This is a genomic window from Wukongibacter baidiensis, assembly GCF_050888315.1.
Lineage (GTDB): Bacteria > Bacillota > Clostridia > Peptostreptococcales > Caminicellaceae > Wukongibacter > Wukongibacter baidiensis.
This window is the reverse complement of record NZ_CP138202.1, coordinates 3,182,772-3,197,344: the sequence shown is the minus strand read 5'-3', so window position 1 is coordinate 3,197,344 and position 14,573 is coordinate 3,182,772. Positions and strand designations below refer to the sequence as shown.

At 34.5% G+C, this 14,573-nt stretch carries 11 protein-coding genes; 6 read left to right on the top strand and 5 right to left on the bottom strand.

The features are described 5' to 3' along the window. Positions 1-93: 93 nt before the first annotated feature. On the top strand, positions 94-1,440 hold the full coding sequence (bioA, locus tag R9X47_RS14475) for an adenosylmethionine--8-amino-7-oxononanoate transaminase (RefSeq protein WP_432661764.1): 1,347 nt from the start codon (positions 94-96) through the stop codon (positions 1,438-1,440). A gap of 120 nt (positions 1,441-1,560) precedes the next feature. On the opposite strand, the gene R9X47_RS14470 is transcribed toward bioA, so the two are convergent. The 5 genes from R9X47_RS14470 to R9X47_RS14450 all read right to left on the bottom strand — a co-directional run bounded on the left by R9X47_RS14470 (position 1,561) and on the right by R9X47_RS14450 (position 7,373). Next, entirely contained in the window at positions 1,561-2,613 is a 1,053-nt protein-coding gene (locus tag R9X47_RS14470; RefSeq protein ID WP_432661763.1) for a metalloregulator ArsR/SmtB family transcription factor, read from the bottom strand. Between the two features lie 230 nt (positions 2,614-2,843). After that, positions 2,844-3,662, bottom strand: coding sequence for an ABC transporter permease (locus R9X47_RS14465; RefSeq protein WP_432661762.1), 819 nt, complete (start codon positions 3,660-3,662; stop codon positions 2,844-2,846). A 1-nt stretch (position 3,663) separates the two neighbouring features. Then, positions 3,664-4,641: an ABC transporter ATP-binding protein gene (locus R9X47_RS14460; RefSeq protein WP_432661760.1), complete on the bottom strand. Its 978-nt coding sequence runs from the start codon at positions 4,639-4,641 to the stop codon at positions 3,664-3,666. Between the two features lie 12 nt (positions 4,642-4,653). Further along, positions 4,654-5,466, bottom strand: coding sequence for an ABC transporter permease (locus R9X47_RS14455; protein WP_432661758.1), 813 nt, complete (start codon positions 5,464-5,466; stop codon positions 4,654-4,656). Between the two features lie 503 nt (positions 5,467-5,969). After that, positions 5,970-7,373 (bottom strand): MBL fold metallo-hydrolase RNA specificity domain-containing protein, encoded by a 1,404-nt coding sequence (locus tag R9X47_RS14450; protein WP_432667562.1) that lies wholly within the window; start codon positions 7,371-7,373, stop codon positions 5,970-5,972. A 142-nt stretch (positions 7,374-7,515) separates the two neighbouring features. On the opposite strand from R9X47_RS14450, the gene R9X47_RS14445 reads away from it, so the two are divergent. From R9X47_RS14445 to carA, 5 genes are all read left to right on the top strand, one after another. Next, positions 7,516-8,415, top strand: a complete 900-nt coding sequence (locus tag R9X47_RS14445; RefSeq protein WP_432667561.1) for a fumarylacetoacetate hydrolase family protein — start codon at positions 7,516-7,518, stop codon at positions 8,413-8,415. Positions 8,416-8,588: 173 nt separating this feature from the next. Continuing rightward, entirely contained in the window at positions 8,589-9,485 is an 897-nt protein-coding gene (locus R9X47_RS14440) for a nitroreductase family protein (protein ID WP_432667560.1), read from the top strand. Positions 9,486-9,765: 280 nt separating this feature from the next. Beyond that, on the top strand, positions 9,766-11,241 hold the full coding sequence (locus R9X47_RS14435) for a L,D-transpeptidase family protein (protein ID WP_432667559.1): 1,476 nt from the start codon (positions 9,766-9,768) through the stop codon (positions 11,239-11,241). Between the two features lie 297 nt (positions 11,242-11,538). Then, positions 11,539-13,062 carry a putative glycoside hydrolase gene (locus R9X47_RS14430; RefSeq protein WP_432667558.1) on the top strand — a complete coding sequence of 508 codons (1,524 nt, stop codon included), beginning with the start codon at positions 11,539-11,541 and terminating at the stop codon, positions 13,060-13,062. A 443-nt stretch (positions 13,063-13,505) separates the two neighbouring features. Then, positions 13,506-14,561 (top strand): glutamine-hydrolyzing carbamoyl-phosphate synthase small subunit, encoded by a 1,056-nt coding sequence (gene carA / locus R9X47_RS14425; RefSeq protein ID WP_432667557.1) that lies wholly within the window; start codon positions 13,506-13,508, stop codon positions 14,559-14,561. The last annotated feature ends 12 nt before the right edge of the window (positions 14,562-14,573 follow it).

Sequence of the window (14,573 nt, the reverse complement as noted above, 5' to 3'; positions counted from 1 at the left end):
GAGTGATAAGTTAAACTAGCTCAAGTTTTTGAGGTACACATCTTTAATGCAAGGAATTATTATAATTAAATATAAGTGGGAGATGAGAACAACATGAAATCACTACAAGAAAAAGATTTAAAATACATCTGGCATCCATGTTCACAGATGAAGGATTATGAAGACTTTCCTCCAATAATCATTGAAAGAGGAGAAGGGCCATTTCTATATGATACAGATGGTAAAAGTTATTTAGACGCTGTCTCTTCTTGGTGGGTTAATCTATTTGGACACAGCAACAAGAGGATAAATAAAGCTATTGCAAGACAGGTAGATAACCTAGAACACGTTATATTTGCAAACTTTTCCCATAAGCCTGCAATTGAGATAGCAGAAAGAATGGTGAAAATTACACCAGAGGGTTTAAATAAGGTATTCTTTGCCGATAATGGATCGTCGGCCGTTGAAGTAGCCATAAAGCTGAGCTTTCAATATTTCCAGCAGGTTGGAAAGCCTAAAAAAACTAAATTTATTGCCATTACAGATGCTTATCATGGTGAAACACTAGGGGCACTTTCCGTGGGGGCTATAGATTTATATAGCAAAATTTACAACCCATTACTTTTAAATACCTTTAAGGTAGAAGGGCCCGACTGCTTTAGATGTAAATATGGCTTAGATAGAAAAACTTGTAATGCAGAGTGCTTTGAGCATATGGAAAGGACTATAGAGGAGAATCATGAAGAGATAGCTGGGGCTATTATTGAGCCTATGGTTCAAGCGGCTGCAGGTATGAAGATATATTCTCCAGTATATCTAAAGAAGCTGAGGGAGACATGTGATAAGTATGATATTCATTTTATTGCCGATGAAATAGCCGTAGGATTTGGTAGAACCGGTAAGATGTTTGCCTGTGAGCATGCAGAGGTTTCGCCGGATATTATGTGCGTTTCGAAGGGTCTTACGGCTGGATACTTACCACTTTCCCTTACACTGATGACCGATAAGATATATGATGCTTTCTATGATGACTATGCTACATTAAAGGCCTTTTTACACAGTCATAGCTATACAGGAAACCCTATAGGATGTGCTGTAGCCTGTGAGACCTTGAATATATTTGAGGATGAAAATATCATAGAAGAGAATAAGCTTAAGTCGCAAATGATAAAGGAAAAAATTGAGGAAAAACTAATGGATATTCCTTACTTTGGAGAGTTTAGACAGTTAGGTATGATAGGCGCAGTAGAGCTTGTCATAGATAAAGAAACAAAGGAAGGCTTTGACTGGAAGGAACGGGTAGGATATAAGATTTATAAAAGAGCATTGGAGCATGGAGTTTTACTCCGTCCTCTTGGAAATGTAATATATTTTATGCCTCCCTATGTTGTAACTGAGGAAGAAATTGACCTAATGATAGATGTAGCTAAGAAGTCAATAGAAGAGTATTTTGACATATAAAATTATTAAAACCCTATGAAAATCCCTTGAGCAAGAGGTTTTTCATAGGGTTTCTATTGAGTTTATTTTTCGAAGAAGAATATGACTAAAGGAAAGGGGTTCGATGCCCCTGCGTTTTTACTAGCTATCTAAGAATTGATAAATATTCATTGGTACTCTATCTATTTCCATGCAATTTATTTTATAAAAGATAAAGTTGCCCCTTCTTTCTTTTTCTACCAAACCCGACTTATATAAAACCTTTAGATGCTTTGAAATACAGGCTTCTGTTAAGCCCAAGGACTTAGCTAGTTCCTGAGTGCATTCAGACTTTTGGTAAATTGATTTAAGAATTTTTAACCTAGTCTTATCCGACAATGACTTCATAACCTCATGGAGGTCCGTAGGTATATGATGTTCATCCTGATTATTTAAATTAAGTCTTATAGTTAAACCTAAGTTACCAGCTTTGCTTAGACCTATTAGAAGATGGGGATCTATAAAACTACTTATACTTACTGTAATACCCTTTAAATCCTTTAGAGGTACATCAAATCTAGTATATTTATGGAAATGGATTATATCGCTATTCACTTCAATCCTACTATGTAAGGTATCTACATATTCCCAAAAATCAAGCTTTTCACTTAAGGCTTTATGCCTTTTAAGACTTCTTACTAAGATAGGCTCAATATATTTTAGTTTATCTTGAAAGTGACAATAATAATATTCCTTTAGGCAGGATATAAATTTTTCTCTAGCTTTATATGGATTATTTAAGAATTTCATATATTCATTACTAATATTATCTTTGTCTACAGTGGATTTTCTATCACTTATAATATCCTGTATAGTCTCAAAAGGTATTTTAGAACCTAGCATAATGTATGAAAATCTATTAATGTCTAGGGCTTCAATAAATTCCAAGGCTTCGATTATGCTAAACCCATTTACTGAATCGTATTCTCCGCAAAAATCCATGGCATCACACCACTGATTAAACTCTCTAGAAAAGTAGTCAAGGGTTTTAAAAAGTTTTTTACACATTTTGGCCTTAAGCTTTTCAGCCCATTCAAGTCTTCCAATGTGATGCTGTGGTTTACTTAAAACATGTAGGCTGCAAAGCATTTCAAAAAATGGTGAGTAGACAAATTCGATTTTACAGCCATTATATGATTCACGAATAAGTTTCATGTTTATCCTCCAAGGTCTAAAAGGGTTATAGTGTTTTGTAATTCAGATTGTTGACAAAGTCAACAAAATGATAGGCTGTTGAGAAATCTGAAGTTCGAGGCGTGCTGAAATCAAGAGACCGCAGCGTATACAGACATACGTAAGGGTTCTTGATTGAAGCAATAACGAAGAAATTCGGGTTTGTCAACAGTCTCAGTGTTTTGTAATTCTACAAAACTGTATAGTCTCCTTTAAAATAAAGCCATATTACCTGTTCTTTTCGCATATCTCTCTCCGAGCTTTAAGAGAACCATGGTCAATAGTAGCATAAATAAAGACAAACAAAGCACAAAGGAAAGAATAGGAATTAGTTCGATTAAAGACTCTCCCTTAAGAAATATACGCCTTAGTATCTTTATAGAATGGGTAAGGGGAAAGATATAACTTATGCCCTTTGCCCAGAAAGGAAAAATTGATACGGGTATCTTTACCCCGCCAAAAAGTTCCATAGGTTCTTCTAGCACAGTAAACAATATTCTTGTATCCCTCGAAAATAGGAACATTGAATTTAGTAGTCCACCCCACATTATAGATGGAATAAAAAGAGCGAGTACACCAACCAAGGTCATTAGAAGTCCAGGAAAAATAATGTTCTTTAAAACAATAACGATCCCTACAGAAAAAACTACAAATAGCCAAACATTTTGTAAGAGGGAGGATAAAGCATTTCCAAAGACTAATGCCAGTCTATTTGCAGGAGAAAGATAAATAAGCTCTAGTGTCCCATAGATTCTTTCAAAGGAAAAAAACCACGCAGACTGAACAAATGACCTAAAGAACATTTGAGCCACATAGCCAATAAGGATAAAGGTTATAAGATTTTCTTCACTTAAATAGGAAATATGCTTTGTGGCAGCCTCAAGCCTAAAGGGTTTGTAGGTATAGTATGCCGTCAGAAAAAGTAAAATAGGCCATAGAAGCATGGTAAAATAGATAACCTTACTATGGAAATAATTTTTATGCTGCTTAAAGGCCTCGGAAATAATAACCCTTCCAAAATATTTAAACATATTAATTCCTCCTTGAAAGCTTAATGATAGCATCTTCAAGCTTAGGCTTATCAATATAGAAGCTTCTAATAGGAGCATGATGAGTTGAAAGTGTTGCCGCAATCTCTGAGCTGATATCATCTATGGACTTTATAACTAATTCTACCGATGTGTTATTGTTTAGTATTTCAAGCGTTGCTCCTGCCTTCTGACATAGTAAATCTAAGGAATTTTGAGTGGGTTTTGAGAGTCTATTTAGTTCAACCCTTAAAACCTTTTCTGTAGATGCAATACTTGCAAGCTGGGCAGGGGTACCCTCTGCTATTAAAGCACCTTTATCCAATACATATATGTATTCACATAACTCTTCAACTTCATGCATATAGTGAGAGGTAAGTAGAATTGCTCGGTCCTCATCGTAGGCTAACCTTCTAGCGTAATCCCTTAACTCCTTTGCAATGGGCGCATCGAGACCTAATGTTGGTTCATCCATAAAAATATAGTTAGGATTATTTATTAAGCCTCTAGCAATTTGCAGTCTTTGCTTCATTCCCTTAGAATATCGTTCTACTGGAGTATCTTTAGCTTCTGTCAATCCTACCAAGGATAAAAGCTCATCAATTCTCTTCTTCAAAATATCCTTTGGAACATCATAAAGATTGCCGTAATACCAGAGATTTTCCTTAGCAGTCAACCTCCAATAGATCATCCTTTCACCACCGGCTATCATATTGATCATTTTTTTAATCCTTTTTTCATCTTTGACGAGGTCTAGACCGTCTATTTCCCCTCTGCCTTTAGTTGGTTCAAGTAAAGTAGAGAGCATCTTAATGGACGTTGTCTTTCCTGCACCATTTATTCCAAGAAGGCCGACTATTTGCCCTTCGCGTAGCTCTAGATTTAAGGATTTCACAGCGTCGATTTCTACCCTTTCACTCTGAAACAAGCCTTTTCTGATCTTACTTTTATAGACTTTACCAAGATTTTCAGTTATAAGCATTATAAAGCCCTCCTAAATATAAGTTTTTTCAAGAGATATTTTCTCGACTTTTTTTATAAATATAAAACCGAAGATTAAGTATATGATTGCAAGTATTGACAGCCGTATGAAATCATCGAGCTGTGATTCTATACCTAAACCAAGTATGGAACTATTTCTAATTAGCCTTAGAGAAGTTGTGACGGGAATATACTTTGATATAGACTGTACCCAAGTCGGTAGGTATTCTATAGGAAAAGTAATCCCACATATGAGAAAAATGCATAAAAACAATGTATTCTGAGATATATAAGTATCCCTAAAATAAAGCATTATACTTGCAAGTAGAATAGACATACCGAAAAAAGCCACTAGAGAAATAAAAGCAGCCAATAAAGTAGAAGATATATTGACATTAGAAATATTCAAACCGAAAGGTATACCTATCAAGATAGATATGAAAAACTCTATACTTGTCGTTATAGTTTGCTGAAGCATATTTCCAATAAAATATCCAAATCTATCAAAGGGAGCCAACATAAGACTTTCCAAGGTACCGGTTCTAGCTTCTGTAATAAGGCTCCTACTAACATTGAGCAGAGTTCGTACGATAAATAGGTACATAGAGGCCCCAAGAATTACATATGACATATAGTCTGACGTGCCAGTAAATCCGACAAAGGATGTATCTATACTGCCTTTAAATAGAAGATTATACATGAAATAGGCTGACAGTATGGTATATAGACCTCCTAAAAGATTACCAATGAAAAATTCAATAGGATATGCCCGCACTTGGATAATGAAATTTCTTTTAAAGGTTGCAGATAAGATTCTAAAGCTCAAATTCACTCCTCCTTACATTTTGATTAACTCATGAGTTAATTGGATTTGATACTTCCTTAAGGTGCATGTATTATAATGGGATCATCTTTCAATGTCAATAATTAAGTAAAACAAAAACCCTGTGTAGTTTAAGGAGGAAAAACTATACAGGGTTAAGGTTTTTATCATTAAGATTTTAAAGATTAAATTATAAAGCCATTAGTAAGATGTGTGAATCAGAAATTTTATAAACGAAAGTAGGCTCTGAGGTTTCCTTTTAGCGATTTTTATAACACATAGGAAATTATAAACCTCTTAATTTCTAGATCACTTTATAATTTTCGTTATGTGTTTCATCAAAGTCTTCCTTTTGAATCTTTATTTAGGACTTTGATTTGAATCTGTTTTAATCTCTACTCTTCAATTTAAAACAGGTTCATAGCATGAGCAAAAAGGATTCTCAGAGCCTACTTGAGTTAGTTTAACCTCGCTATCACACATCTACAACATAGAAAACACATATTTTAAAATTCAACACTTTCATTGATATTAGGAATTATTGTCTCAAGTCCAAACTTTTCAACAATGAGATTACTCAAGTGGCTTGAAGACTCCTCCTCACCGTGAACTATAAATACCTTTTTAGGCTTTTTAGTGAAATGATTTATCCAGTCAATTAGATCATTCATATCTGCATGACCAGAAAATCCATCTATAGAATGTATCTGTGCATTTACCTTGATTTTCTCATTAAATATAGTAACCATCTTAGCCCCATCCTTTAGCCTTCTACCCAGGGTGCCATCGGCTTGATACCCAACAAAAATAACACTTGTTTTTTCCTTCCATAGATTATGCTTAAGGTGATGCTTTATCCTTCCGGCTTCACACATTCCACTTGAAGATATTATTATCTTAGGGCCAGAAGAGTTATTAATTCTCTTGGACTGTAAGAAGTTAGTGGTAAATTCAAGACTTTTAAAATCAAGGGGATCATCGCCCCTTAAAAAGTAATCCTTGGCTTCCTCGTCAAAAAAGTCAATATGCTTCTTAAATATTTCCGTGGCTGAGGTGGCTAAAGGACTATCTACATAAACAGGGATATTGATAAAATTCTTATACTTTTCTTCGTCATCATAATATTTATTTAGTTCATATATAATCTCTTGGGTTCTACCAACTGCAAAGGAAGGGATTATAACGTTGCCACCTCGCCTTGTAGTTTCTAATATAATATCCACGAGCTTTGTTATTCTTTCCTTTGGATTTTCATGAAGCTTATTTCCGTAGGTAGATTCTATTATCAAATAATCGGCTTCTTCTATATACTCTGGGTCCTTCAATATTGGTCTATCCTTAACCCCTAAGTCTCCTGAAAAGACCAGTTTCTTTTCCTCGTCTCCATCTTTAATCCATAATTCTACTATTGTAGAACCTAGGAGATGCCCGGCGTCTCTAAAACGCAGTTTGATAGAGTCATTAACATCTATAATTTCATTATAGGAAATAGGATTAAAATACTGCATAGCCATTAAAGCATCTTCAGATGTATATAAAGGTTTTATTTTATCAAGTCCAGCCCTCATTCTTTTCCGATTTTCCCATTCTGTCTCCATTTCATGTATGTGACCACTATCCCTAAGCAGTATATCAGATAAATCACGGGTTGCACTTGTACAGTATATTTTCTTTGAGAAACCATCCTTAACAAGCTTTGGAATCCTACCGCTATGATCTACATGGGCATGGCTTAGTATCATAAAATCTATTTCTGAGGGATTGAAGTTAAAGTTATCATAATTAAGTTTTTCTAGTTCTTTGCTGCCTTGAAACTGTCCGCAATCTATCAAAAATTTATATTTATTAGTAGTTACCAAATAGTTCGAACCCGTTACACCATTAGCTGCGCCTAAAAAACTTATTTTCATAATCAATCACTCCAATCAAAATAGTATATATTTTAATAAATACCCAATTTAACAAATAAATATAGAAGGATTTGGAGAGAGTATATAGAAATTTAAAAGAATATAAGAAATAGTGTGGGTTTGAAAGGAGATGAGAATATCTATGTATTTTGCAACCTACGAATATGATAAAGCTCAAAATATAGGGGTCATCTTAAAGGAAGAAAATAAAGTTATTCCAATGAAAGAGATATTTGAGTTCATCGATGGTGATTGTCCAGACAATATGATTCAGTTTATTGAGACTTCTGATGATAATAGAATTAAAGAAATAGAGATAATCCTTGAGGAGAATGATCTTAAAGGAATACCTCAAAGTGATATAAAGCTTTGTGCCCCTATACCATATCCAAAGAGAAATATTATTTGTCTTGGTAAGAACTATCTTGATCATGCTAAAGAAACTCAGGGCTTACCGGGAGGAACAGAGGAGATACCTAAGTTTCCAATATATTTTTCAAAGATTGCAAGTCCGGCAATAGGAGATGGGGACATTATCTTAAATCATTCAGAGGTAACGGATATGGTTGACTATGAGGTAGAGCTTGCCCTTATTATTGGCAAGGATGGAATTAATATTAAGAAAGAGGAAGCAGAGGATTATATATTTGGATATACCATCGTAAATGATATATCTGCTAGGAATATCCAGAGAAAGCATGGTCAATGGTTTAGAGGTAAGAGTCTTGAAACCCATTGTCCAATGGGACCATACATTGCTTATAAAAGTATAATCCCATTTCCAGTAGAGCTCGATATTAGATGTAAAGTAAATGAGGAAGTGAGGCAAAACTCCAATACCAAGCAGCTAATATTTGATATACCATACATTATTAGCGACTTATCAAAGGGCATGAAGCTTAAGGCAGGGGATGTAATTATAACAGGAACTCCAGCTGGAGTTGGACTTGGATTTAAACCATTTAAGTTTTTAAAACCAGGAGATATGGTTGAATGCTACATAGAAAAGATAGGCACATTGACTAATAAATTTGAAGAATAAAGTTCAAGACTTAAAAAATAACTTCTAGATGGAGTTATTTTTTTTATTGAGGAAAAATTAATGAAATAAAGTTTTATTTTGGGAATAATAGTGTATATATAAATATATGATGAAATAAGTTTGGATAGTTGTATCAAATTTATATAGTAAAAAGGAGTTAGGAGGCTTTAACTATGAAATTGAACAAGATTATCAAGGATAGAAGATCGGTAAGGGAATACAAAGACAAGAAGGTGGAGAAGAACTTATTGGAGGATTTACTAGCGGCTTTGAGTAATAAAAGAAGACTTCAAGAAGATATAGAGCTAGACTTTCAATTGATTGAGGATGGAGAAGAGGCCTATAAAAAGTTAGATGGTCTTGTTGGATATTTCGGTAAGGTTATTAAGGCTCCGCATTATTTCTATATTGTTTCAGAAACTAAGGATGGATACCTAGAGAACTCAGGATATTTTGGAGAAAGCATTGTTTTGAGGGCTACGGATTTAGGATTGGGAACCTGTTGGATTGAGGTTTCAGAAAATGTAGATCAAGTAAAGGAAGCTCTAAACATTAAAAAAGAAGGAGAAATCGTAGGACTGCTTGCCATTGGATATCCTAAAAATGAAAACAAGGTTTCTGGGATATTTAGCAATAAAGGAAAAAGTATTTCTCCACTGACTGAGTTTGGATACCCTAATATAGATATCAAATATTCAGATAAACCCGTAAGCGAAAGAAAATCTATAGAAGACATTGTTTACCTAAAGGAATGGGGAACACAGACAACTATTGAGGACTTGGAAAATAGAGGTATGGCTGATGTATTTTACTACATGAGATTAGCTCCATCCTGGGGAAATAGACAGCCATGGAAGTTTATAATCGATGGAGGCAAGGTGATTTTAGCTGTTGCTAAGGATGAAAAGGTTAGTGAAAAAGTTGCAAGAATTGAAGCTGGAATAGCAATGCTATACTTTGAATTAATGAGTCATGAAATGGGGATTCCGGGAGGATGGAAGCTAGAAAAGCCTGAGAAGCAGTATAATATACCTGAAGATTTCTTTATTGCAGGCTATTATAGAGTTTAATTTGATTTAAATTATAAATATAAAAGCCTAAAGCTATGGTTCTGCCATAGCTTTTTAATTTCTTAATATTTTATGTCAAATCTTGTTAAGCAATTGTAAATTGTTTGTAATCAATTTATACTTAATATGGGTTACTATAAATATTATGAGTTTCATACAGTTTGTTTAGAATTATACCCACGAAATTATTATTAGTAACTAAGAGAAAAATTACCAATGCAAAGTACCTGAAATGTATTTATAGTAGAAGTATGAGAAGTATTAGAAGGGGAGACGTTTTATGAAAAAAGGAATATTATTATGGTTTATTATGATAGCACTCATAGTAAGTGGATGCTCTCAGCCCCAGCCTGTTCACGTCGATAACTCCTTACCCGTTGATAATGAAAAGGAAAATCTAGCTCATGATAATGAGGGTAGTACTCCGGGTGATATTGAAGAGGATGTAAATGCCTCGGATTTGGAGGAAGATGAAGAGTTAACAGAGATGGCAGAGGAAGAACATAAGACAGAGGAAGATACATTAGTACCTCAAGAAGAGGTGGAAGAAGAGATACAAGAAGGAATAGAGGACCCTGTAGAGCCTCAAGAACCAGAGGAGCCACAGGAACCGACTCAGCCTCAAGAACCAGCGAAACCTCAAGGGGAGTATCCTGTTGTAAAAGAGTTTAATACCCAATTACCAGAAGATATCAATCTAGACATAAAATATGATAGATATCATACAAGCTATGACTATTTCCTTGTACTAGGTGCTAACATAAATGTTAGAGAAAAACCTACGACAGGGTCTAAGGTGGTAAGAAAGGCTGGCGTATATGAAAAGCTAAATCTAGTTCAAGCTGTAAAGGGTCAGCACCTTAATAGATATAATAGTGATACATGGTATAAGGTTTTTTGGAAAAATAAAGATAAAGTAGAGTATGGATATGCATTTGGTGCTTTGGGTCAGCCTAGAAGTTTTCAATTTGATAAAATGAAAGAATCCATAACGGCCCTTAAAAAAGAAGTTGATAATAATTCTACTGCCTATGTATCTAACTACAAAAATAGAAATGGAATTGCACCCCTATACAATGGTGCAGTAGAGGATAAATATGGTATAAAGAGATATCAAGCGGCTCCAGCATATACTGAAGCTAAGACGAGCTCGGAATTTAGATATATATCCGATGGAACATTGGTAACAATCCTTGATAAGAACGATAAATTCTATAAAATTAGAACCCTTAACTTTGAAGGTGAGTACTGGGTACCTAGAAAGTTCATAACATCTTGGCATTCAATCAAGGAACTTACTAAGGTAGTTGTAGTAGATAGAAAAAATCAGAATGAAGGTGTTTTTGAGTATAGAGATGGTAAATGGAATCTTATATCTTATATATTTGCAACTACCGGTGAAAAGGCAGAATATAAGGAAGAGACTTCACTTGGATATTACATGGCAATACAAACAAGGGACAGATTCTTATACCTTGATGATGAAACAAGGGAAATATCGGGATATGCCCCTTATGCCATAAGATTTAACGGTGGAGCATATATCCACGGAGTACCTGTAAACTTTGAAATTAAAGTAGAAGGGGAAGGAGAAGAGGAAAAGAAAGAGATGATAGATCCTGGTATCAAGGAGTACCTATATACAATAGGGACTGTTCCTCGCTCCCATAAATGTGTAAGAAACTACTCAAGTCATGCTAAATTTTTATATGATTGGGTAGAAATCGGTAAAAGTGCGGTTATAGTTATAGAGTAAGAGCTAATCTTAAACACCCTGGGGTTGAACTCATAAAAGGCTTTGAGTCAGCCCCAGTTTTCTTGATTAGTCAGGGGTTATTAGTAACCTAAAATGCGTCGAGAGACTCATTTGTTCGCATAACAAATATTACATGCGAATTACTAATGCAAAGTGAGTAATAATCATGGTATAATTATATTTAGTTCAGAAAATTGTACAGGCTTGCATATTGGTAGATATCGATAGACTTATTTGAAGAAACTACCATAATCTAACTATGCAATTTTCTTAGTCGTAATAAGAAAGGGTGGCAGAATGCTGAGAAGAATATCAATAATGGTTTTAGTAGCGATTATTTTAGTTACCGTTGGTTTATCTGGTTGTAGTAAAAAAGATCAATCTACATCGGGCGATGAAGACATTAAGGTTGTAGATAGTAATGAGAATAATACAGGAGACGAACCAGCCAAGGAAGAAGAAACAAATAGTGAGGACAATCAACAACAAGAAGAACAAAACAACGAAGACAATCAAGTAGATGAAACTAAGAAAAATGAAAACATAGTTTATATAAGCGCCAGCAAGTTAAACGTTAGATCTGAAGCAAGTAAAGAAGGAAAGAAAATTGGAGCTGTTATAAAAGGAGCTGCTGTAGAGATTTTGGACAGGCAGTCAAATGAAGCAGGCGAAGTTGAGTGGCTAAAGATTGAGTTTGATAATGCTGAAGGAAACAATGAAGGATGGATTTCAGCCAAATATACAGTTACAGATAGAATGGACCTTTTAGGTGAAGGATATAAAGACTTAGATTTAACAGCACAAGAAAAGATAGAATATCCTGAAAATCCAAGGGTTGAAGTTAAGGGTGTATACGTTACTGTTCATTCTGCTGCAGGGAAAAGACTTGACAATCTTATCGAGTTAGCAAAGAATACCAATATAAATGCATTTGTTATCGATGTTAAGGATGATAATGGAAACATGCTGTTTAAAACTGATGCAGCTGAGAAATATTCTCCAGAAGCAAATAGAAAGGCTCCTATCAAGGATATAGAGGCCTTTATGAAAAAACTAAAGGATAACAATATATATGCGATAGCAAGAATAGTTTCCTTTAAAGATCCTAAATATGCTAAGGCACACCCTGATAAGGCTATAGTATATAAGAACAATGGAAAGCCTTATGCAAATAGAGATGGACTTATTTGGGTATCTGCCCATGATAGACAGCTATGGGAATACAATATTGAAGTATCAAAGGAAGCAGCAAAGGTTGGATTTAATGAAATACAATTTGATTATGTTAGATTCCCAGCTTCAAACGGTGGAAAGCTTGATAAGTTTCTAGACTATAGAAATGAACTTGGAGAGTCAAAGCCAGTAGCCGTTCAGAGATACTTAAAATATGCAAGAGAAAATCTTTCTCCACTTAAAGTTTATATATCTGCAGATATATACGGGTTAGTTGGTTCAGTTGCCGATGATATGGGAATCGGACAATATTGGGAAGGTGTAAGCAACATAGTTGATTATGTATCTCCAATGATGTACCCAAGCCACTATGGAAATGGAGTATATGGTTTGTCAGTACCTGATGCATTCCCATATGAAACAATAAATATTGGAACAAGAGATGCTGTAGCTAGAAATAACACTCTAGAAACTCCAGCCATAATAAGACCTTGGATTCAGGACTTTACAGCTACTTGGGTAAAGGGATATATAAGGTATGGAGATAAAGAAGTTAGAGCTCAAATAAAGGCTTTAGAAGATAATGGAGTTAAAGAGTATTTATTATGGAATGCAGGTAATAAGTATTCAGAGGGTGGATTAAAATAATTTAAAAAGTATTTTTCTTAAAGATAAAAAAAGAGTCAAGACCAGTTAAAAGAGTTGGTTTTGACTCTTTCTTATTTGGTAAAATTAGATTTTAGCATCTATTAAAGATGCAAAAATATGCATTATTAAAAACATAATTTTTTATTGACATTAATATTCTTATATGATAGCATAGATAAAAGGAAAAACTAAATATACCTTTAAGTTAGGTCCCGTGAGGCCAGCAAGGTTCGAAAACAAGAAAATTTTTTGGGCATGAATGTATAAATATTCATTGAAAATATTAAATATTCATACGTTTGCTTCGCGGGTGGAAATTATTCATATTGAATAAATTCTACCCTTTTTAGTATAAAAGTGATATTTATACATGCTTATAAGTATATATGCAGATTGACTAACTTAGAGTTGATTTTCCTAGATAAAATTTAAGGAGGTAAGTAATGAAAGGACAGCTGTTGTTTGAGGATGGAACTATATTTGAAGGAGAAATTTTCGGATACCATAGTGAAACCGTAGGAGAGGTAGTATTCAATACGGGGATGACAGGTTATCAGGAGATACTAACGGATCCTTCATATTACGGTCAGATTGTAGTAATGACATATCCTTTGATTGGAAACTACGGAGTAAATGACGATGATATGGAATCCTTTAGTCCAAAGGTTAAGGGGTTCATAGTTAGAGAAATATACGAAAACTATTCAAACTGGAGAGGAACTGAAACATTAGATGAATATCTCTCAAAAAACAAGATTGTGGGTCTAAAGGGTGTGGATACCAGAGCCTTAACTAAATTTCTAAGAGATAAGGGGACAATGGCTGGGAAGATAGTAATTGGAGAAATAGATGAGAGTGCCTGCCAAAAGGAAATAGAGAAGTTTGATAATCATAGGGCAGTAGATAAGGTAACTACTGCATACCCATACACTTTGAAGCCTGTACTTCCAAAGGTGGCCGTATTAGATTATGGTATAAAGAAAAACATATTAGACTCTCTAATAAAGAGAAATATAGAACTGACAGTTTATCCAGCAACTACCTCAGCAGAAAAGATTCTAGAGGATAATCCAGATGGAATATTCTTATCAAATGGACCTGGTGATCCTGCAGAACTTACTGAGATAATAGGAAATGTAAAGGAATTGATAGGGAAAAAACCTATATTCGGTATATGTCTAGGACATCAACTGATATCTTTAGCTCTTGGAGGAAAAACTACAAGACTAAAATACGGACACAGGGGAACTAATCATCCTGTAAAAGATCTACTTAAAGATAGAGTGTATATAACGTCACAAAACCATGGCTACGTAGTAGAAGAGGACAGTTTAGACAAAGAAGAAATAGAGATAACCCATGTAAACCTGAACGATGGAAGTATCGAGGGAATTAGGCATAAAAATTTACCACTATTCAGTGTTCAATTCCATCCTGAGGCTTCACCTGGACCTCAAGATACAGCTTACCTATTTGAAGAATTTTTAAAAATGTTGTAGGGAGGAAAAAGT